The organism is Selenomonas ruminantium AC2024 (assembly GCF_000687995.1).
Lineage (GTDB): Bacteria > Bacillota > Negativicutes > Selenomonadales > Selenomonadaceae > Selenomonas_A > Selenomonas_A ruminantium_B.
This window is the reverse complement of record NZ_JIAC01000001.1, coordinates 259,401-279,341: the sequence shown is the minus strand read 5'-3', so window position 1 is coordinate 279,341 and position 19,941 is coordinate 259,401. Positions and strand designations below refer to the sequence as shown.

The following is a 19,941-nucleotide window of genomic DNA, read 5'->3' as shown; positions in this document are numbered from 1 at the left end:
GTTTTTATGAGGGCGATACTCGGCTTGCTGACCTTGTTGGTTTTGGGGCTGGTGTTTTTTGTGGTGCCGCCGGCAGAAGGTTTGGGCTACTATGTGCGGCTGGCCTTTTTTCATATTCCCGTGGCCTGGGTCGCGGTACTGGCCTTTTTTATCAGCGCCTTTGAGGGCGGGCGTTTTTTGCAAAAAGGAGAAATGATGGCCGATGCTAAAAGTGCCGCGGCGGCACAGCTGGGCTTTTTCTTTGTGATTTTAGCCACAGTGAGCGGTGCGGTTTTCTCCAAGCTCACCTGGGGGGCGTATTGGAACTGGGACCCACGGCAGACGACGATTTTTGTTCTGTTGCTGATTTATGGGGCCTATCTTACCCTGCGGGGCGCGATGCCGGCAGGGCGCAAGCGGGCGAAAGCGGCGGCGGTCTATGCGTTGTTTTCCTTTTTGACGGTGCCGTTTTTGGTGTTCATCATTCCGCGGCTTTATTTTTCCCTGCATCCGTCGCCGGTCATTAATGGCTCGGGGCTGGCTATGGATACGGTGATGCTTATCGTGCTCATAGCGGCGCTCGTGGATGTGACGGGAATTTTTTACGGGCTGTATAAGTGGCAGGTTAAAAGGCTTTTGGCAGAGGAGGTAGACGTATGCGCAAAATAATCCTGGCTGTACTGCTGCTGGCCTTTGTGGGGTATGCCGGCTGGAGCTTTATGGATGCGGTCACGCCCTATGTGGGCATTGCTGAGGCGCAAAAGAGTACGGGCAGCGTGCAGGTAAAGGGGCTGCTCGCGAAAAATGCGCCGGCTCCGCATATGGAGGGAGATTTGTTCGTCTTTACCCTGCAGGATGAGGATACGGGCGAAACCATGCTCGTGCATTATCATGGGACGAAGCCTGACCAATTTGATGAAGCCCATCATATTGTAGCCATCGGCAAATATCAGGGTACGGCGTTTGAGTCGCAAAAGCTGCTGATTAAATGTCCGTCCAAATACGAACAGCAGAAGCAAAAGTGAGGGGGGCATGGAGATTGGTTGGTGTTATTTCGTTAGCGTTAACCCTGTTATTATCACTCGGGGCAGTGCTCTGCTTTGCCTGGGGGAGTGAGGCTTGGCAAAGACGCGGGCGCATCCTGATGGGCTTATCTTCTGCCTTTGCGGCCGTGGCCAGCATTTATCTGCTTATCTTGATTCTGAGTAATCGGTTTGATATTGCCTATGTGGCCAATTATTCGGCGATAGAACTGTCACTGATGTATAAGATTTCCGCCTTTTGGGCAGGTCAGCAGGGCTCGTTTTTGCTTTGGCTGCTGATTCATGCGGCAGCAGGTTTTTATCTGCTTAAGAAGCATGCTTTGCCTGCGGCTGGGCTGGCCGTGTATATGGCTTTGCAGGCACTCCTTACGGTGCTGGTCATGGCGAAAAGTCCCTTTGTGCCCAATCCAAACGTGGTAGAAAATGGCATTGGCCTCAATCCGCTTCTGCAGGACCCGTGGATGGCGGTTCATCCGCCCATCATCTTTGTCGGTTATGCGCTGTTGGCAGTGCCTTTTGTCTATGGGGCGGCGGCCCTTATCACGGGGCAGCAGGCCAAAGACTGGCTGCCGGCGGCGCGGCGTTGGGCGCTTATCGCCTGGAGTTTTTTGGGCGCAGGCATTTTTATCGGCGGCTATTGGGCTTATAAGGTTTTAGGCTGGGGCGGCTTCTGGGGCTGGGACCCCGTGGAAAATTCCTCGCTGGTGCCCTGGCTTGTGGCAGGCGTCTATCTGCATGTGCTGAAGGCCGCGCAGATTCGTCCGGCGGTCATTACCATGGTGCATCTGGCGGGGATTTTCGCCTATGGGCTGGTCATTTATGGCACTTTCTTGACCCGCAGCGGCATATTGGGCGATTTTTCTGTGCATTCCTTCGCCGGGGACAGCATTGGCATGAGCATTGCGGTGGTCAATGCCATTGTGCTGCTCGCAGGGCTGTTATTGCTTATGGCTAAGGCGGGCAGCCTGCCCAAGGGTGAATATTATCCTTCCTATGACAGCAGGGAGTTTCTCCTGCTCTTGGGCGCTTTACTGATGGTCTTTGTCAGCGCGATTGTCTTTTTGGGTATGTCCATGCCGCTCCTCACGCAGCTGTTGGGAAAACCTGCGGCGGTGGATACGGATTTTTATGTGCGGACGACCATGCCTCTGGCGATTGCCATGCTTTTGGTTATCAGCTGTGCGCTGCTGCGCGGCTATGGTCAGGGAAAAGTTCTGGCCTCCGGCATGCCGTTGCTTATTTTGGGGCTGCTCGGTGCAGGGATAGCTTATCTTGCCGGTGTGCGGCAGGTCTTGCCCTGCCTGCTGGCCGCAGCTTCGTTGCTGGCGGTAGGTGCGGCTGTTCTTGCCTGGCGCAAGTCGGGGCTGCGGACAGGTGGTGCCGTGGCACATATTGGCTTGGGACTTGCCTGTCTGGCCTTTGTGCTGGCCGGCTCGGGCAGTCAGTCACATAACCAGGAACTGCAGGTGGGTGAAAGTTATACGGTATTTGGCCACGAAATCCGCTATCAGGGACAGGAATTTGCGGATGGCAATAAGGAAAAATATTATGTGTATCAGGTGGACGGGCAGGAAGTCCGCGCCCTGACCAAACTTCATGCCAATGGTGAAGATGCAGCCCGTGAACCAGCCATTGCCAAGGGGCTGGGCGGTGATGTTTATCTGGCGCCCACGCCGCCCAAGGACAAGGACCGCATGGAAATGATTTTGAAGCAGGGCCATATGGGTATGGATGATGTGCTGGCGTACCGCTTTGAAGAAGCGGCGATGGAACAGCAGGCCGATGGCACCATGCTGGTGACGGCCAAGGTCGGGGTGACGGATGGCAATACGATTGAAGAAGCAGAGCTGCAGCTGACCGCGACCAAAGACGGCGCCACATCAAAGCCTGTTGAGGTCTTTAACGGTCAAAGGCGTTTGCGCCTGACGGGGATTACCCAAAGCGGCAGACAGATTCGTCTGGAAAGTATGCCTGCGCTTACGGCAGAACTCAGCCAGCCGGTGACGACGAGCATCAGCGTAAAGCCTTGTATTTGGCTCTTGTGGCTAGGAGCCGTGCTGGTCTGCGTGGGAACCATGTGGGCGGCAAAACAAAAATAGGACTTTTCATGAACCATTTCGTTTACGGAGTGGTTCATTTTTTCGGACATTTATCCTTTATTCTGGATTGTTTGTTATTTATGTGGCGGTTAAAATAAAGATAAGCTAGTGAATAATAGACAGTGCGAATGGAGGAGAGGGCAATGAGTGTTGCCATTACGGCGGATAAGGTGGTTAAGCGGTATGGGGATTTGACGATTATCCCGCAGCTTTCCCAGAATATAAAAAATGGAGAGTTCTTCACTCTTTTGGGGCCGTCAGGCTGTGGCAAGACGACGCTCCTGCGCATGATTGCCGGGTTTAACAGCATTGAGGGCGGGCAGATTCGCTTCAATGACCAGGTGATTAACGACATTCCGGCGCACAAGCGCAATATCGGCATGGTGTTCCAGAGTTATGCGATTTTCCCCCATCTGACGGTGCGGGAAAATGTCGAGTATGGTCTGAAACTCCGCAATATGCCGAAGGACGAGATGAAGGCCAAAGTCGATAAGATTCTCGATGTGGTGCAGATTACGGAATATCAGGACAGGCTTCCTGAAAGGCTTTCCGGCGGTCAGCAGCAGCGTGTGGCGCTGGCCCGTGCCATCGTCATTCATCCGAGTGTGCTCTTGATGGATGAACCGCTGTCGAACCTCGATGCCAAGCTGCGTGTGGAGATGCGCTCGGCTATCCGTGAGGTGCAGAAACAGGTGGGCATTACGACCGTTTACGTTACTCACGACCAGGAAGAAGCACTGGCGATTTCCGATAGAATTGCAGTTATGAAGAAGGGCGTGATTCAGCAGACGGCTTCGCCGCATACGATTTACACCCGTCCTTACAATGTGTTCGTGGCAACCTTTATCGGTCACTCCAATCTCTTCAAAGGCCGCATTGAGGAAAGCGGCGGCAGCAAGGCCGTGGTCTTTGCGGATGGTTTTGTCCTGCCCATGAATACCCTCAGTGAAGAAGGAAAAATCGGCGATGATGTAACCATTGCCGTACGGCCCGAAGAATTTTCCATCTGCGGCGAAGGTCAGGGCGTGAAGTGCACCATCAAGACCAAGGTTTTCCTGGGCAAGTACATCACCTATGGGCTGGAGTTCCCCGAGGATATGCTGGTGCCTGACCAGCCCGCCATTGAATTCAGTCAGGATTTGGGACACGCAGAGCGCGTTTTGGAAATCGGTGACACGGTTTACCTCAAACCCAACGCGGCGAAAATCAACGTGTTCCGGGCAGACGGCTCCAAGAGTCTGATGGAAGGTGTGGTGGAAAATGAATAAGAAATTCCAATGGGACTTCTGGGCGTGGATAACCCTGCTCTCCATTGTGGTCTTTGGCTTATTCCTGATGTATCCGCTGTTCTCCCTGTTTGCCAGCGCCTTCCAGGATGCCATGACCGGGGAGTTCACGATGGAGAACTTCACCCACTTCTTCGACAGGAAGTATTATTACCAATCCATGATTAACAGCTTCAGCGTCACGACCTGCGTGACGGTGCTGGCCGTGATTATCGGTACGGCTCTGGCTTACTTTATGACGCTGTTCAAGGTGCGGGGCAAGAATATTGTGGAAATCTGCATCATCATTTCCTTGCTCTCGCCGCCGTTTATCGGTGCGTATTCGTGGATTTTGATTGGCGGCCGCAGCGGCATTTTGACGCAATGGCTGGCGGGCATGGGGATTGATTTCCCGTCCATCTATGGCTTTGCGGGGATTTTGCTCGTATTGACATTGAAGCTCTATCCCTTTATCTATCTCTATGTGGCCGGGGCCATGAAAAATATCGACTCGGCACTGATTGAGGCGGCGGAAAGTCTGGGCTGCAGCGGCATCAAGAAGGTTGTCACGATTATGCTGCCGCTGATTACGCCGACGATTCTCGCCGGTGCCTTGATGGTGTTTATGAATGCGATGGCGGACTTCGGTACGCCAATGCTGATTGGCGAAGGCTTTAACGTCATGCCGGTCATGATTTATTCCGAGTTCATCAACGAAGTGGGCGACCAGGCCAACTTCGCGGCGGCCATGGCGGCGATTATGGTGCTCATAACCTCGACCATCTTTATGCTGCAGAAATATGTGGTCAATAAGAAGTCCTTTACCATGAGTTCTTTGCGGCCGCTGCCGGTGGGGGAAATGACGGGAATTAAGAACGTCATCATGCATCTGTGCATTTATGTGCTCGTGGCGCTCTCGATGATTCCGCAGCTTGTGGTTATCTATACTTCGTTCCTCAAGACCAATGGTTCCATCTTTGTGGATGGCTACTCTTTGGACAGCTACCGTACGATTTTCGAATCCCTGGGTACGGCTATTACCAATACGTACCTTTACAGTACGGCAGCGATGGCGATGATTGTGTTCCTGGGCATGACGGTGGCTTACCTGACCACCCGCAAAAAGAGCTGGCTTACGGATGTCATTGATACCTTGACCATGTTCCCGTATATCATTCCGGGTTCGGTCTTAGGTATTACCCTGCTCCTGGCCTTTAACGATGAGCCCATGCTTTTGTCTGGCACGGCGATTATCATCATCATTTCGCTGGTTATCCGCCGTTTGCCTTATACACTGCGTTCCAGCTCTGCGATTCTCTATCAGTTGAGTCCCAGCCTGGAGGAGGCTTCCATCAGCTTGGGGGCATCGCCCCTCAAGACCTTCTTCAAGGTCACGGCGGTGATGATGCTGCCCGGTGTCATGAGCGGGGCGATTATCTCCTGGATTACGGCCATCAATGAACTGAGTTCTTCGGTAATCCTGTTCACAGGCGCCACGAAAACCATGTCGGTAGCCATCTACACCGAGGTTATCCGCGCCAGCTACGGCACAGCGGCAGCCCTGTCCACGATTCTTACGTTAACGACCATCACGGCCATGGTTATCTTCTTCAAGGTATCCGGCCGCCGCGATGTTACGTTATAAAACGCCTATGGCGTTATAGCGCTATAACTTTATTTTAAGGGAGGTTTCGTTATGAAGCTGAAAAAATGGATTGCCGGCCTGTTGGGCGCGGCGATGCTCACCACCTGTTTTGCCGGTTGTGGCGGCGGCGGGGAACAGAAGGATGCGGCAAAGAGTGCCGGCAGTGACGAAAACAAGGTCGTCATCTACTGTCCGCATCCGCTGGCCTTTATCAATCCGCTGGTGGAGGAATTTGAGAAACAGAGCGGTGTCAAGGTTGAAGTTGTGGCCGCAGGTACGGGCGAGCTCTTAAAACGTGTGGAATCGGAAAAGAGCAATCCGCTGGCTGACATCTTCTGGGGCGGTTCCCTTTCGACCATGAAGCCGAAAGCAGCGCTCTTTGAGGAATATCGTTCCGCTAATGAAGACCATGTACAGAAGGCATTCAAGAATGAAGAAGGTTCCATCACCCGCTTCACGGATATCCCCAGTGTTATCATGATTAACACGAACCTCATTGGGGATGTGAAGGTGGAAGGTTATGAAGACCTGCTGAATCCGGCGCTCAAAGGCCGTATCGCTTTTGCTGACCCGTCTAAATCTTCTTCTTCCTACGAACATCTGATTAATATGCTCTATGCCATGGGCAATGGCGACCCCGACAAAGGCTGGGATTATGTGACGAAGCTGGCCAAGAATCTCGATGGCAAGCTGCTGTCCGGTTCCTCTGCTGTTTATAAAGGTGTAGCTGATGGTGAATATGCTGTAGGCCTGACCTTTGAAGAAGGCGGCGCTAAATACGTGGCTGACGGTGCGCCGGTTAAGCTGGTTTACATGAAGGAAGGCGTTATCTCCAAGCCGGACGGCATTTACATCATCAAGAATGCGAAGCATATGGAAAATGCCAAGAAGTTCATCGACTTCATCACCAGCAAAGAAGCACAGACCCTCATCACGCAGAAACTCCATCGCCGCAGCGTCCGCGATGACGTAGCAGCACCGGTAGGCCTGCTGCCGAAGGCTGAAATCAAATCCATCACGGATAATGAAGAAGTGGTGAATAAGAACAAGAAGGCATGGCTGGATAAGTTCAAAGATATCTTTACCAGCGTGCAGTAAGATTCGTGGCGCGACAGGGCAGGGAGCCTGACCAGATTAGCAGAGGCCGGTCTGGTCGGGACGGTTTGCCAACGCTGCGCTAAGACCTCGGTCTAAAATCATTTTTTGCCCTTTATATAGCGTGAAAAGCCAAAACTCGCTTTGCTCAGACAGTTGGCTTTTCACGCTATTTTAGTGGTTGGCAAAAAATGATTTCTTCACGACCAAGGCCAAACGCGCCGCTTATGGCAAACCGTCCCGACCAGACCAAGTTAATGCGAGGCGGTCAGGCTCCCAGCCCTGCCGCGAAGCTGCTGGGCGTGGAATTTTGTAAAGTAACGTGGCGGCGAGAAAGAATCGTGGCTGATAACAAAATGGTATCTTGGGGGCGCGGTGTGGGGGAGGTTGGCGGTGGAGCGTAAGCCCTGCAGCGTGAAGAAATGCTTTTTTGTCCACCGCAATATTATCGGTAAAAATCTACTGTTTGAGCGATAGCGAGTTTTGATTTTTGCCGATACTTAATTGAAAGACAAAAAAGCATTTTAGCTGCGGGGATTAGCGGAGCGCTGACCTCCCCCACACCGCGCCCACTGTACGAACTTCCTTTGAAAAGGCAGTAATTTTTCGCTATAATGTAGTAGTAACTTAGAACGTAAACGAAAGGAGCCCTCACCATGCACCGTTACTTTGAATCTCGTCTGCAGCGCGCATTGTTTCTTTATGCCGTAGTGCCGCTGCTGATTATGGCCTTTATTGGCTCGGTGCTGATGTTTGCCAGCTGGCGTCATTCGGTGGTGGGGATAAATCGGGATGCGCGGGAGCAGGCTGCGGAGAAGCTGGCGGCGGTCAGTGATGATTTTTCCCAGCATGGGGCGGCTACGGCGCATTTTCTGGCCAAGGGCAGGGATATGTCGCGTTGGCAGGAGGACGAAAAGCGGGGCGCGGCCTTTGCGCGGCTTTATGAGGATGTGGGCCATACCGGGGCGGATTTTTATGTGGTGGATAAGGATGGCGAGGTGCTCCTGGGCAGCCGGGAGAAACTGCCCAAGGGCATCCTGCCGGTGAAGAAAAAGTGGGGCATATGGCAGCGGCTGGGGAAGGAACCTTTTACCGTTTGTCAGGAATTTTTGCCGGCGCCCATGGGGCAGGATTTGCTCTGCGGGCGGGCTATCGTGGTGGATGGTGAAGTGGCCGGCTATCTGCTCTACGACATTCCGGCGGCTTATTTGAACAGTCTGGCCAGCGACAGCTGGGTACCCATGCTGCTCACCGACCATTTCGGCAATGTCCGGCTCGAAAAGAGCGGAGAACGTTTCATGGAAAGCCGCAAGCTGTTGGGCGAATTTGCCACGGCGGACAATGAATTGGTGAAAAAGGGCAAAGAAATTTTCTATGTGACCAGTACCCCTGTTCCCTTTGGCGGAGAGGAGTACCGCCTCTATGCCGTGACCCCTGTCACGGATTTGCTGGTGCGCTACATTATCGGCGCCGGGGCCATTGTGCTGGCGGTGCTCTTGATGATTCCGTTGATTTTGCGCAGCGTCCGCCGGGAGAGTAAGCTGACCGCGCAGGCTTTGGACCACCTCACCACCATTGCAGAACTCAGGGAACTCGAATCCCAGTTCAATCCACATTTTCTCTTTAATACGCTAGAAAATATCAAATTCATGGTGCGCCTTGACCCTGGCGCGGCTACGGAAATGATTATGGCGCTGTCGGCGCTTCTGCGCTACAGCATTGCCGAGGATGGGCGGCAGGTGGCTTTGCAGGAGGACATCAAGTATCTGGCAAGCTATATGAAAATCCAGAAGTACCGCTTCGGCAGCCGTCTGGATTTTACGATGGAGATTGATAAGCGGGCGGAGACGGTGCCTGTGCCGAAACTCCTGTTCCAGCCACTGCTCGAAAACGCCATCAAATACGGCGAGGATGAAGAAGGCAATCTGCGAATTAACTTCCGCATCGAGTGGCAGGAGAGCCAGCTGAATGTGCGGGTAAAGGACGCAGGCGACGGTATCGCGCCTGAGAAGCTGGCCGAGCTGCAAGCGCTCTTGCAGAGCAGTGCCAACAACAGCAGCCACAAGGGCCTGTTCAATGTGCAGCGGCGACTGCAGCTCTTGTACGGCGAGGCATGCGGCCTTAAAATCGACTGTCCGGCAACGGGCGGCACGGAGATTCATCTGTGCCTGCCCCTGCTCAAAAAGGAGTCACAAGATGCTTGATTTGGTGATTGTGGAAGACGAAGAAATTATCCGCCGCGGGCTGGTGTGTACCATTGACTGGCTGAAACTGGGGGCCAGAGTGGTGGGCGAGGCCGCCAACGGCCGGGAGGCCCTGCGGGTTATTCAGGAAACCGGCCCGGATGTGGTGCTGACGGATATCAAGATGCCCGTGATGGACGGCATTGCTTTGACGGAAACCTTGAAAGCCGAGAAGAATCCAGCCAAGGTCATCTATCTGACCAGCTATGCGGATTTTTCCTATGCCCAGACGGCCCTGCATTTAGACGTCTGCGACTATCTGCTGAAACCGGTCAACGAAGCGGATTTAGCAAGGGCACTGGCCAAAATTGACAAGTCAAAAGAACCGGCAGCAGAGGAAGCGTTCTCTTGGGACGAGGGCTTAAAGGCGGCCTATCATACGGGCAATCCCTATGTGCAGGCGGTGCTCAAACGCATCGAAGCGGGCTATCAGGGGCGGCTCAGCAGCGAGGCCATTGCCGCAGAACTGGGCGTTTCGTCCAGCTACCTTTCCCGCAAGCTCAAAGAAGAAACAGGGCAGACATTTGGGAATCTTTTGACCCAGTACCGCCTGCAGCGGGCCATTGAAATGCTGCAGGCCGGCACCTGGCGGGTCTACGAGGTGGCCGAGCAGACAGGCTTTGGCGAGTACAAGAATTTCACCCAGATGTTCAAGAAATATCTGCATACCACGCCCAAGGCCTTTATGCAGGAAATCACCGTTGGTATAAAACTGTAAGGAGCAAAAGATTATGGGTAAATATACAGGCAAAATGATTATTTCCGATTTGGACGGCACGTTGATTCCGCGGGGCGGCGTGATTTCTGCAGAGAATAAAGCGGCCATTCAGGCCTTTGTGGATGGCGGCGGCCGTTTTGCTATAGCCACGGGCCGCACGCCCGAAGCGGCGGCCGGGTATGTGGAAGGACTGCCGATAAATGCGCCGTCCGTGTTCTTCAACGGGGCCATGCTTTATGACTGGGCGACCAAAAAAGTGCTCAAGACCATGCCGCTGACGGCAAAGGATACGGAAAATCTCTGGCCAGCCTTTGCTGCGCGCGCATTGGCAGAATTTCCCGAGGCCTGCATCGAGGTCTATACGGCAGATAACTGCCATATCGTTACGCCGGAGGCGAACGACGACCCGCGTCTGCCGCACGAATATTACCGTTATGCGCATACGGCGCTGGATAAACTTACGGACACGGCCAAGACGCCGTGGCTCAAATTCTTTGCCTGCGACAAGCACGCGCATCTGGAAAAATATGTGCAGCTTGCCGAGCAGATGGGCGTAGCGGCTTTGGCGAACGGCTTCTACTCCGAGGACAATTACTACGAGTTCGTGGCCAAAGACGTGTCCAAAGGCTCCATGGTGGCGTCCATCCGCGAACAACTGCCGGGCATTGAAATCATCGCCTGCGGCGATTACCTCAACGACAATGAAATGCTGGCAGAAGCCGATATGGGCATTGCTCCGGCTAACGCTCATGAGGATACGAAAAAAATTGCTGACCGTGTCGGCTGCCGTGTGGAAGAACACCTGCTGGCGTGGATTGTGAACAATATTGCCTGATACAAAATTCCCTGTGTGCTATCGACAGTCACACAGGGATTTGTTATACTTGGAATTGATTTGGAAAGGTGAGATAAGGAGAATTACATGATCAAGTTGATTTTGTCCGATATGGATGGTACTTTGCTGGATGAAAACGGTCAGCTGCCGCAGGAATTTGATGAGGTGATGGATGCGCTGCATGCCCGGGGCGTGCAGTTTGCTCCCGCCAGTGGGCGGCAGTATTTTTCCCTGCTGAAAAGCTTTGAGAAGTACGAGGATAAGTTTATCTTCGTCAGCGACAATGGCACCATCGTGCGCCAGCATGGGGAGGAACTCTTTTCTGATATCATCGATAGGGACCTGGCGCGGGAGATTTACAACAGCGTCAACGAGATAGATGGCATCTACAACGTGTTCTGCGGCAAAGAGACGGTGTACCTGCTGCGCGGCAAGCAGCCCGAGGAACAGATGGGCGAGCTCAAGAAGTATTTCCGCGCAGTGGAAATCGTGGACAGCTTCGACGATATTCCCGATGAACCCATCAAGATTTCCTTCTTCACTCCCGATGGGGATGCCGCGGAGAAGATTTATCCGCTGTTTGCCAAGTATTACGATTCCATGCAGGTGGTGCTGGCCAGTGCATTCTGGGTGGATGTGACCAACAAGGGGGCCAACAAGGGCATGGCAGTGAAAGCCCTGCAGAAACGCCTGGGCCTTAAGCCGGAGGAATGTGCGGTGTTTGGCGATTATATGAACGATTTGGAAATGATGGGCGCGGCGTACTACAGCTACGCCATGGAAAATGCCTACCCGCCGGTAAAGGAAGCGGCACGGTTTGTAGCACCGAGCAATGCGGAACACGGGGTGATGAAGACCATCCGCGGCTTTATTGAGCAGGGCTTGTGCTGAGCTAGGAATAGGGAATAAGGAAAGGCGATGCCGGTGGTGGGCATCGCCTTTTGTAATGGGTAAGCAGGAATCTATTTATTTTTTGCAGTTTGCAGCGACGATTTCGTAGGTTGCCTGCTTATTGTGATTCATCCAGTATTCAACGGCCCAGTTTGCCTGTGCATAAGTGATGGAAATTTCCTTGCCGTCTTTATTTTTGATAAAGAACTTATCTTTGGCAAAGAAACCATAATCCGTACGCATGCCTGCCTGATTGTAGATTCGTTCATCATGCTTGTTGGAGTCAAAAGTACCGCCGTTTACCTGGTTGAGCTGTTCGTTGGCCAGTTTGTTGGTGAGGATTTCTTTCGTCATGATAATACACTCCTTTTCGTATCTCTATAGTTGTTTTTATTTCTCTACATATTTGTTTAAGTCCTCATTGGGGACTGGTTCGCCGGTATCGTAAGTTTTCTTAGGGACTGCATCCTTGTCTACATATGGATTTAAGTCGGTGTTGGGAACGGCCGGATTGCCTTTCGGTTTCTTTAGGGTTTCTTGTATCTGCTCAATTACAGGCGGTAAGATAATGGGAGCGACAATCTTGAGGATGGGGCCGATGGGGATTGCGCCGCCGTTCACTTTGCCAAGCTGTTCGTCGTTTATCGGATTCTGTTTGAGAAGATTTTGTCTGGTCATTGTAATCATCCCTTTCGCTCTTGGTAATTTCTTTTTCTGTTCTTTATATCCATGAGATTGAAAAGTGTGTGGCCTTTTTGAAAAAATTTTTGAAAAAATTAAGCCCGGTGGCTGATATGCTTTTCCGTCGCGTTAGACATGTTTGTCTAAGCTGCGGAAAAGTATTATCAGCCACTGGGCTTCTTAATGTATCGAAGTTAAATTGTAATTATAGATTGAGTTCCACTACATCTACACCGCTATGCCGTATGGCATCCAGTTCATTGGAGGGCGCCCCTTTGCAGGTAATCAGGCAGTTGACCTGATTGACATCGGCACTATGGAAGTTGTGCTCGCGCCCGATTTTGCTGTTAGCAGCGAGTACATAGCGTTTCCCCTGACAGCGGCGCAGCATGGTTTCGTTTACGGCGGTTTCGGGGAGTACCGATGTGGTAATGCCGCCCTCGGCGCTGATGCCGCCGACACCGATAAAGGCCTTGTCGGCGATGATTTTGGTCAGGGTGTGCAGGGCGAACTCGCCGACGAGGGATTTGCGGCGCTGATAGATTTCGCCACCGGTCATAATGATTTCCACCTGCGGGTCATGGGGATGGCCGACAGCAAAGCCGTTATTGGTCACCACGATGACGTTTTTTCCTTTTAAGTAGTCGAGCATCAGCAGGGCTGTGGAACTGGAATTAATGAAGATGGTATCGCCGTCCTCCACCAGTTCGGCCGCGTAGCGGGCGATAATGTGTTTTTGTTCTTTATCTTCAGCTTCACGGTTGTCTGTGGGGTTGTCTTCCTCCCGCAGGGATTCTTCTAATAATGTAGCACCGCCATGAAACCGTTCAATTAAGTTCTGCTTTTCAAACATTACCAAATCCCGGCGGATGGTGGTGGGGGAGACGTTCAGCTTCTGGGCTACCGTTTCTACATCGATGGTCTTTTCCTCCCGCAGTTCCTTTAACAAGGCCTGCTGGCGCTTGAAGACTACGCTTTTGCTATTTTTCATGGAGAAAACCTCCTTGGCGTATTATTCCTTATTATTTGCGTTGTGAGCAGGTTATGCTCTTATACGCTTGATTCTATTATAAAACGTAAATGAGCATAAATCAAGGACAAATGTGACCAATAAATGATTGTTTTATGGATGAAATAAAGAAAAAAAGTCGTTTTACGAAAAAATAATTAAAAAAAGACTTGAAATAAGCGTAAATGTGGTGTATGATATGAGCATAAAATAATTTAGACCAATAACGAACATAACAAAGGGGAAAACGACATAAAATGTTCGTTATGCTTATTTACAGTATTAGGAGGGGCAAAATGAGCAAGATTAGTGAGATGACAAGAGAATCCTGGATTAACAGCACGTTCCCGGAATGGGGCACCTGGCTCGTTGAGGACATCGAGCAGGCGGTCGTTCCGGAAGGTCAGGTTTCCATTTGGTGGCTGGGCTGCACGGGCGTTTGGTTCAAGACGCCGGGCGGTGCCAACGTAACGGTTGACCTCTGGTGCGGCAACGGCAAGCGCACCCATGGCGATGGCAAGATGAAGGTTGGCCACCAGATGGCAAATATGTGCGGCTGCCGCACGATGCAGCCAAACCTCCGCAACGTGCCGTTTGTCATTGACCCCTTCGCTTTCAAGCATGTGGATGCAGTGCTCGCCACCCATTACCATCAGGACCATATGTCCGCTGAATGGGCCGCACACGTCATCAACAGCGGCATGACCACGACGGATGAAAACGGCAAGGAAATTCCGGTTCCGTTCATCGGCCCCGAAAAGAGCGTGGAAACCTGGGTGAAATGGGGCGTACCTCGTGAACGCTGCCAGGTCGTAAAGCCGGGTGACACGATTAAGATTAAGGATATCGAAATCATCGCCCTCGACAGCTTCGACAGAACCTGCATCGTGACCACGGACAGCACCGGCCCGGACAGAGAAGAACTCACCGGCAAGTGCCCGACGGACATGGACGAAAAAGCAGTTAACTACCTCCTCAAAACCCCGGGCGGCAACATTTACCACTCCGGTGACAGCCATTTCTCCATTTACTTTGCAAAACACGGCAAGGATTACGACATTGATGTGGCCTTTGGTTCCTTCGGTGAGAACCCGATTGGCATGCAGGACAAGATGACTTCCATCGATGTGCTGCGCATGGCGGAAAACCTCCAGTGCAAGGTTGTTGTTCCCATCCACTGGGATGTATGGACGAACTTCCAGGCTGACTGTGAAGAAATCAAAGTGCTCTACGACTTCAAGAAGGACCGCAACGAATACAAATTCCATCCCTTCTTCTGGCAGGTGGGCGGTAAGTACACTTACCCGCAGGATAAGGATAAGCTCTACTACCATCATCGCCGGGGCTTCGAGGATTGCTTCGAGCATCCGCAGAATATCCCGTTCCGTTCCTGCTTGTAATCTGAAAGGTGATCGTAAATGTTCAAAGAATTTGTGGAGAAAAAACACTATTCCTTCCATGAAGGTTTCGATGACTGGCGTGACGCGGTTCGCGCAGCCTGCGCACCGCTCCTGGCTGATGGCACCATCGAGAAGGAATATCCCGAAATCATCATTGAAAAGGTGGAGGAGCTCGGCCCTTACATCGTCATTGCCCCGAACATCTGCATTCCGCATGCAGAGCGCGGCCGCGGCGTAAACGATACGGCTATGTGCTTCATGAAGACGGAAAAGCCCGTCAGCTTTGACCCGAATGACCCGGATAAAGATGCCCGCATCTTCGTGGTGCTCGCGGCAACGGATGATGAAGTTCACCTCAACAATCTGATGGCGCTTTCGGAAACCTTATCCGATGAGGATATTGTAGCAAAAGTTCTGGAAGCGAAGACGCCGGAAGATTTGCTGAAAATCGAGGAATAAAAGCTTTGTGGCGAGGGGAGAAGGAGTTCTCCCCTCAGGGGAAAAGAAAATGAAAGTGGGGAAATAGCTAGTTATGGAAATGTTATTATCCGTTTGGGAATTTTTCCAAAACAACATCCTGACGAAACCGGCCTTCTTCATCGGCTTTATCGTCTTTGCCGGTTACGCTCTTTTGGGCAAGAAATGGTATGAATGTCTGGCGGGCTTCATCAAAGGTACAGTTGGTTACATGATTTTGAACGTAGCCAGCGGCGGCTTGGTTGGTAACTTCCGTCCGGTGCTTGCAGGGCTCAAGGACAGATTTGAACTCTCCGCAGCGGTTATTGACCCGTACTTCGGTCAGGCAGCTGCCCAGGCTTCGGTAGAAAATATCGGCCGTTCCTTCTCGATGATGATGATGGTTCTGCTGATTGCATTCACCATGAATATCCTTTTGGTATTGTTCCGCAGATATACGAAGATTCGTACGCTCTTTATTACTGGTCACGTTATGGTACAGCAGTCCTCCACGGCTCTCTGGCTCGTGCTGTTCTGCTTCCCGGGCCTTATGGACCCGCAGGTTGTTGTTATGCTCGGTATCCTCTTGGGTACTTACTGGGCAGTTGCTTCTAACCTCACCGTTGAACCGGTAGCCAAACTCACCGAAGGCGGCGGCTTTGCAACTGGTCACCAGCAGATGTTTGGTATCTTCCTCGTATCCAAGATTGCCAAGAAAATCGGCAATCCGAAAAACTCTTTGGAAAACCTCAAACTGCCCGGTTTCCTGTCCATCTTCAATGAAAACATGGTAGCAACGGGCGTACTCATGACCATCTTCTTCGGTACGATTATCACGATTCTCGGCCCGGACCTCATGCATCAGATTGATAAGGGCTTCGGTGCTAAGCAGAACTTCGGTTTCTACATCCTCGAAAAATCCTTGAACTTCGCCGTTTACCTGACTATCCTGCAGCTTGGTGTTCGTACATTCGTATCCGAACTCACGAATTCCTTCCAGGGTATTTCCGAAAAACTCCTGCCTGGTTCCGTGCCTGCAGTGGACTGCGCCGCAACCTATGGTTTTGGTCATCCCAACGCAGTAACCTTCGGCTTCCTGTTCGGTGCTTTCGGTCAGTTCCTGGCCATCATGGGCCTGATTGTGTTCAACAGCCCGATTCTGATTATCTCCGGGTTCGTACCCCTGTTCTTCGATAATGCAACCTTTGCTGTATTTGCTAACCGCCTCGGCGGTATCCGCGCTGCAGCCATTATTCCCTTCTGCTCCGGTATCATTCAGGTACTGGGCGGCGGCTTTGCTGCTTACCACTTCACCACGGGTAACTTCGGTGGCTGGCACGGCAACTTCGACTGGGATGCAGTTTGGCCCTTCATCGGTGTGATTATGGAAAACTTCCAGTACATTGGTGTAGCCGCGGTAGTAATCCTGCTGCTGGCAATCCCGCAGATTCTCTACGCGAAGAACAAAGATACTTACTTTGTAATTGCCGAAGACTTCGACAAGTATAAAGAAATCCTCGCCAAGAAACAGGGCGTGCCTGTGGATCAGGTAGTTATTGATTAAAGATTTTAACAAAGTGTTTTATAAAGGAGTGCTTGAAAATGGCTAAATTAAAAGTTATCGCTGCATGTGGTTCTGGTATGGGTTCTTCCCAGATTATCAAGATGAAGCTCGAAAAGGTGTTCAAGAAATTGGGCCTCGATGCGGAAATCTATCATACCAACGTAGGCGACGCCAAATCTCAGGCCAACAACTATGATGTGGTGTTCTGCTCCGAATCCCTCGTGGGCACGTTCACTGGCACGAAGGCCAAGGTTATCGGCCTGAAGAATCTGCTGGCAGAAAAAGAAATGGAAGAAAAAATTCAAGCCAATATCGTTGACGCATAAGAAACGTTTGGCAGTACAAAGATAGCCAGAAAAAGTCCGTTGACGAAAACGCCAACGGACTTTTTTATCAAGTGCAGTTTGTTAGTGCGTGCTGATATGTTTTTTGTTACAGCTCAGTGGGGGCGGAGGTGGTAATACTTTTCGCCGCTCAACTAAATGGCCCGCAAGTAAATGTATGGCCTTTTTAGTAACCTGCGCCGGGCAAGACCGGCGGCGCGTATGTTCAGCTCAATGTTTAGCTGATAACGTTTGTGGGCCAGTCCTCACTGCGTTCGGACAGTCGTTCCACGGCGAAAAGCATCACCACCTCCGCCCTAAGTTGCATCCGCATTAAATGTATTTTTCTCGCTGATAAGCGACAAGTACATCGATGTTCTTGCTACGGGAGAGCAACGAGTTCGTGACAATAGGCTAATCCGCAACTTGGGGCGAACGGGGAGTGATTTTTCTGTAGGGAGCGACTGCCTGAACGCAGTGAAGGCCGGCCCCTGTAGGAAGTCGCTAAGCAAACACGTTGAAAGCAGCGCCGTTGGCCTGCCCGGCGCGAGTAACTGGACCGCTATTTTATCCGAAGGGGTCGTTTAGCGGAAGACAGAAAAATTACTCCCCGTTCACCCCTGACCACGTATGAACGAGATACCTTTACCACGAACTAACAAACCGCAATTTGAGGTGTGTCTAATTTGCAAACGTAGGGATTAATGTCAGATAACATGGGGAAAAGGACGATTTTTATGTGTAAATATCAGTTAGGTTTATATGAAAAAGCCATGCCAGGGACGCTGAACTGGGTGGAAAAGCTGCAGGCGGCGAAAGAGGCGGGCTTTGATTATGTGGAAATGAGTATTGACGAAACGGATGCGAAGCTGGCTCGTCTGGATATGAGCGAAGGGGAAAGAGACAGCATTCGCGCAGCTATGCGGGCTGTGGGGGTACCGTTCCGCTCCATCTGTTTGTCGGGGCACCGCAAGTATCCTTTGGGCTGCCCGGATATGGAGAAGCAGAAAAAGAGCCTGGCCATCATGGAAAAGGCCGTGAAACTGGCGGCGGATTTGGGTGTCCGTACCATTCAGCTTGCAGGCTATGATGTGTATTATGAAGAAAGCTCGGAAAAGACGCGGGCGGATTTCGTGAAGAACCTCAAAATTGCTGCTGAAATGGCAGGCAAAGAGGGGATTCAGATGGGCTTTGAAACCATGGAAACGCCGTTTATGGACAATGTGAAAAAAGCCATGGAATATGTGAAGCTCGTGGATTCGCCGTATCTGGGTGTTTATCCGGATTCGGGTAATATCACCAATGCGGCGCTGCTCTATAATGACGATGTGACCGAAGACCTCAAACGCGGCAAGGGGCATATCGTGGCGGTGCATTTGAAGGAAACCGTGCCGGGCAGGTACCGCGAGATTCCCTTTGGCACAGGCCATGTGGATTTTGAGCAGGTCATTAAGACCAGCTGGGAATTGGGCGTGCGCCGCTATGTGGCGGAATTCTGGTACTTGGACGGGCAGGACTACAAGGCCGAACTCAAGAAGGCCAGCGAATTTATGCGCAGCCGTTTGGACAAGATGAATTAATAGAGGTGTTATATAATGAAAGCAACGAAAAAAGTTATCGGTGAACTCGAAAAATGTTATTCTCTGGCCATGCTCCATTATCAGGGCAAGGACCATTTCCTCTGTGCTGCAGAAAAGGTCAACAACTGTTATCTCATCAGCCTCGATGGTGAGATTGAAGAAACGGTTTGGGAAGGCCCCGGCGGGGTAATGACCATGGTACAGGTGCCGGGCACGGATGGCCAGTTCCTGGCAACCCGCAAATTCTATTCGCCGAATGACTCCAAGGAAGCCTCCATCGTTGTGGTTACGCCGCGCGGTAAGAACGATTGGGAAGTGCGCACGCTGGTTGACCTGCCGTTTGTGCACCGTTTCGGCATCCTGCAGGCGGGCGGCAAGAACTACATCATTGCCTGTGCGCTGAAATCTGACCATGAATACAAAGATGACTGGCGTTTCCCCGGAAAGGTGTTCGTAGCCGAGCTGCCGGACGACCTCTCCGGTTACAATGACGATAATCAGCTGGAACTGACGGTCCTCAAGGACAATATGCTCAAGAATCACGGCTATTATCTGCATGAGGAAAAGGACGGCTCCACTTCGGCAGTAGTTTCCTGCGATAACGGTGTGTTCCAGTTCTTCCCACCGAAAACTGCTGGCGGTGAATGGGAAGTAAAAGAACTCACGAGCGATGCAGCCAGCGATGCCCTGCTCATGGACCTCAACGGTGACGGTGTGGAAGAACTTTGCGCTCTGGCTCCGTTTCATGGCGATACCATCAACATCTACGAACAGAAAGATGGCAGGTTTGAAGTGGCCTATACCTATCCCGAAAAACTGGAATTCCTCCATGCCATCTTCGGCGGGAAGGTTAACGGAGAAAATACCTTTATCATCGGCCATCGTAAGGGCGAAAGGTATTTGCTAGCGTTTACGTACAAAGACGGCAAATATGTGGCCGATAAACTCGATGAAGGCTGCGGCGCTGCCAATGTACTGCATTATACCCATGATGGGAAGGAAATCCTGATTGGGGCTAACCGCGAAATCAATGAGATTGCGATGTATGAGCTGACGAAGTAAATCGGTTGTTGATGACTGTTTGTGTACGAGCACAAAAATTTTTCAAAACTATT

19 protein-coding genes are annotated in these 19,941 nt (G+C 51.6%); 16 read left to right on the top strand and 3 right to left on the bottom strand.

The features are described from left to right. The first annotated feature begins 6 nt into the window (after nucleotides 1–6). The 10 genes from ccsA (P157_RS0101275) to P157_RS0101230 all read left to right on the top strand — a co-directional run bounded on the left by ccsA (P157_RS0101275) (nucleotide 7) and on the right by P157_RS0101230 (nucleotide 11,813). Entirely contained in the window at nucleotides 7–648 is a 642-nt protein-coding gene (gene ccsA, locus P157_RS0101275) for a cytochrome c biogenesis protein CcsA (protein WP_026759412.1), read from the top strand. After that, nucleotides 636–1,004: a cytochrome c maturation protein CcmE gene (locus P157_RS0101270; protein ID WP_026759411.1), complete on the top strand. Its 369-nt coding sequence runs from the start codon at nucleotides 636–638 to the stop codon at nucleotides 1,002–1,004. Before ccsA (P157_RS0101275) ends, P157_RS0101270 begins: the two co-directional genes overlap by 13 nt. A 14-nt stretch (nucleotides 1,005–1,018) precedes the next feature. Next, nucleotides 1,019–3,121: a cytochrome c biogenesis protein CcsA gene (gene ccsA, locus P157_RS0101265; protein ID WP_026759410.1), complete on the top strand. Its 2,103-nt coding sequence runs from the start codon at nucleotides 1,019–1,021 to the stop codon at nucleotides 3,119–3,121. 143 nt (nucleotides 3,122–3,264) lie between these two features. Continuing rightward, nucleotides 3,265–4,389, top strand: coding sequence for an ABC transporter ATP-binding protein (locus tag P157_RS0101260; protein WP_026759409.1), 1,125 nt, complete (start codon nucleotides 3,265–3,267; stop codon nucleotides 4,387–4,389). Continuing rightward, on the top strand, nucleotides 4,382–6,031 hold the full coding sequence (locus tag P157_RS0101255; RefSeq protein WP_026759408.1) for an ABC transporter permease: 1,650 nt from the start codon (nucleotides 4,382–4,384) through the stop codon (nucleotides 6,029–6,031). Before P157_RS0101260 ends, P157_RS0101255 begins: the two co-directional genes overlap by 8 nt. A 51-nt stretch (nucleotides 6,032–6,082) precedes the next feature. Next, nucleotides 6,083–7,129 (top strand): ABC transporter substrate-binding protein, encoded by a 1,047-nt coding sequence (locus P157_RS0101250; protein ID WP_026759407.1) that lies wholly within the window; start codon nucleotides 6,083–6,085, stop codon nucleotides 7,127–7,129. 653 nt (nucleotides 7,130–7,782) lie between these two features. Next, complete coding sequence (locus P157_RS0101245) at nucleotides 7,783–9,330, top strand: cache domain-containing sensor histidine kinase (RefSeq protein WP_026759406.1); 1,548 nt, start codon at nucleotides 7,783–7,785, stop codon at nucleotides 9,328–9,330. Then, a complete protein-coding gene (locus P157_RS0101240; protein WP_026759405.1) occupies nucleotides 9,323–10,087 on the top strand; it encodes a response regulator transcription factor in 765 nt (254 codons plus the stop codon). Before P157_RS0101245 ends, P157_RS0101240 begins: the two co-directional genes overlap by 8 nt. A gap of 13 nt (nucleotides 10,088–10,100) precedes the next feature. Next, entirely contained in the window at nucleotides 10,101–10,922 is an 822-nt protein-coding gene (locus P157_RS0101235; RefSeq protein ID WP_026759404.1) for an HAD-IIB family hydrolase, read from the top strand. 87 nt (nucleotides 10,923–11,009) lie between these two features. Next, nucleotides 11,010–11,813 (top strand): HAD family hydrolase, encoded by an 804-nt coding sequence (locus P157_RS0101230; RefSeq protein ID WP_026759403.1) that lies wholly within the window; start codon nucleotides 11,010–11,012, stop codon nucleotides 11,811–11,813. Nucleotides 11,814–11,888: 75 nt separating this feature from the next. On the opposite strand, the gene P157_RS0101225 is transcribed toward P157_RS0101230, so the two are convergent. The 3 genes from P157_RS0101225 to P157_RS0101215 form a co-directional block, all read right to left on the bottom strand. Continuing rightward, entirely contained in the window at nucleotides 11,889–12,167 is a 279-nt protein-coding gene (locus P157_RS0101225; protein ID WP_026759402.1) for a hypothetical protein, read from the bottom strand. Between the two features lie 36 nt (nucleotides 12,168–12,203). Beyond that, nucleotides 12,204–12,491 carry a hypothetical protein gene (locus tag P157_RS0101220; RefSeq protein ID WP_143035163.1) on the bottom strand — a complete coding sequence of 96 codons (288 nt, stop codon included), beginning with the start codon at nucleotides 12,489–12,491 and terminating at the stop codon, nucleotides 12,204–12,206. Between the two features lie 208 nt (nucleotides 12,492–12,699). Then, complete coding sequence (locus tag P157_RS0101215) at nucleotides 12,700–13,485, bottom strand: DeoR/GlpR family DNA-binding transcription regulator (protein WP_026759400.1); 786 nt, start codon at nucleotides 13,483–13,485, stop codon at nucleotides 12,700–12,702. 314 nt (nucleotides 13,486–13,799) lie between these two features. Here P157_RS0101215 and ulaG point away from each other — a divergent pair, with 314 nt between their 5' ends. From ulaG to P157_RS15385, 6 genes are all read left to right on the top strand, one after another. After that, the gene (gene ulaG / locus P157_RS0101210) at nucleotides 13,800–14,903 is read left to right on the top strand and encodes an L-ascorbate 6-phosphate lactonase (RefSeq protein ID WP_026759399.1); all 1,104 of its coding nucleotides are present in this window, start codon (nucleotides 13,800–13,802) and stop codon (nucleotides 14,901–14,903) included. 18 nt (nucleotides 14,904–14,921) lie between these two features. Continuing rightward, nucleotides 14,922–15,362 (top strand): PTS sugar transporter subunit IIA, encoded by a 441-nt coding sequence (locus P157_RS0101205; protein ID WP_026759398.1) that lies wholly within the window; start codon nucleotides 14,922–14,924, stop codon nucleotides 15,360–15,362. Between the two features lie 73 nt (nucleotides 15,363–15,435). Continuing rightward, nucleotides 15,436–16,923, top strand: a complete 1,488-nt coding sequence (locus P157_RS0101200) for a PTS ascorbate transporter subunit IIC (RefSeq protein ID WP_026759397.1) — start codon at nucleotides 15,436–15,438, stop codon at nucleotides 16,921–16,923. A gap of 38 nt (nucleotides 16,924–16,961) precedes the next feature. Next, nucleotides 16,962–17,249 (top strand): PTS sugar transporter subunit IIB, encoded by a 288-nt coding sequence (locus P157_RS0101195; RefSeq protein WP_037353343.1) that lies wholly within the window; start codon nucleotides 16,962–16,964, stop codon nucleotides 17,247–17,249. Nucleotides 17,250–17,983: 734 nt separating this feature from the next. Next, nucleotides 17,984–18,826 (top strand): L-ribulose-5-phosphate 3-epimerase, encoded by an 843-nt coding sequence (locus tag P157_RS15390; protein ID WP_037368054.1) that lies wholly within the window; start codon nucleotides 17,984–17,986, stop codon nucleotides 18,824–18,826. Between the two features lie 15 nt (nucleotides 18,827–18,841). Further along, entirely contained in the window at nucleotides 18,842–19,888 is a 1,047-nt protein-coding gene (locus P157_RS15385; protein ID WP_026759394.1) for a hypothetical protein, read from the top strand. Nucleotides 19,889–19,941: the final 53 nt, after the last annotated feature.

Coding starts and splice junctions, on each gene's coding strand:
- ccsA (WP_026759412.1), top strand. CDS start 7: ATGAGGGCGATACTCGGCTTGCTGACCTTGTTGGTTTTGGGGCTGGTG.
- P157_RS0101270 (WP_026759411.1), top strand. CDS start 636: ATGCGCAAAATAATCCTGGCTGTACTGCTGCTGGCCTTTGTGGGGTAT.
- P157_RS0101260 (WP_026759409.1), top strand. CDS start 3,265: ATGAGTGTTGCCATTACGGCGGATAAGGTGGTTAAGCGGTATGGGGAT.
- P157_RS0101255 (WP_026759408.1), top strand. CDS start 4,382: ATGAATAAGAAATTCCAATGGGACTTCTGGGCGTGGATAACCCTGCTC.
- P157_RS0101250 (WP_026759407.1), top strand. CDS start 6,083: ATGAAGCTGAAAAAATGGATTGCCGGCCTGTTGGGCGCGGCGATGCTC.
- P157_RS0101245 (WP_026759406.1), top strand. CDS start 7,783: ATGCACCGTTACTTTGAATCTCGTCTGCAGCGCGCATTGTTTCTTTAT.
- P157_RS0101240 (WP_026759405.1), top strand. CDS start 9,323: ATGCTTGATTTGGTGATTGTGGAAGACGAAGAAATTATCCGCCGCGGG.
- P157_RS0101235 (WP_026759404.1), top strand. CDS start 10,101: ATGGGTAAATATACAGGCAAAATGATTATTTCCGATTTGGACGGCACG.
- P157_RS0101230 (WP_026759403.1), top strand. CDS start 11,010: ATGATCAAGTTGATTTTGTCCGATATGGATGGTACTTTGCTGGATGAA.
- P157_RS0101225 (WP_026759402.1), bottom strand. CDS start 12,167: ATGACGAAAGAAATCCTCACCAACAAACTGGCCAACGAACAGCTCAAC.
- P157_RS0101220 (WP_143035163.1), bottom strand. CDS start 12,491: ATGACCAGACAAAATCTTCTCAAACAGAATCCGATAAACGACGAACAG.
- P157_RS0101215 (WP_026759400.1), bottom strand. CDS start 13,485: ATGAAAAATAGCAAAAGCGTAGTCTTCAAGCGCCAGCAGGCCTTGTTA.
- ulaG (WP_026759399.1), top strand. CDS start 13,800: ATGAGCAAGATTAGTGAGATGACAAGAGAATCCTGGATTAACAGCACG.
- P157_RS0101205 (WP_026759398.1), top strand. CDS start 14,922: ATGTTCAAAGAATTTGTGGAGAAAAAACACTATTCCTTCCATGAAGGT.
- P157_RS0101200 (WP_026759397.1), top strand. CDS start 15,436: ATGGAAATGTTATTATCCGTTTGGGAATTTTTCCAAAACAACATCCTG.
- P157_RS0101195 (WP_037353343.1), top strand. CDS start 16,962: ATGGCTAAATTAAAAGTTATCGCTGCATGTGGTTCTGGTATGGGTTCT.
- P157_RS15390 (WP_037368054.1), top strand. CDS start 17,984: ATGTGTAAATATCAGTTAGGTTTATATGAAAAAGCCATGCCAGGGACG.
- P157_RS15385 (WP_026759394.1), top strand. CDS start 18,842: ATGAAAGCAACGAAAAAAGTTATCGGTGAACTCGAAAAATGTTATTCT.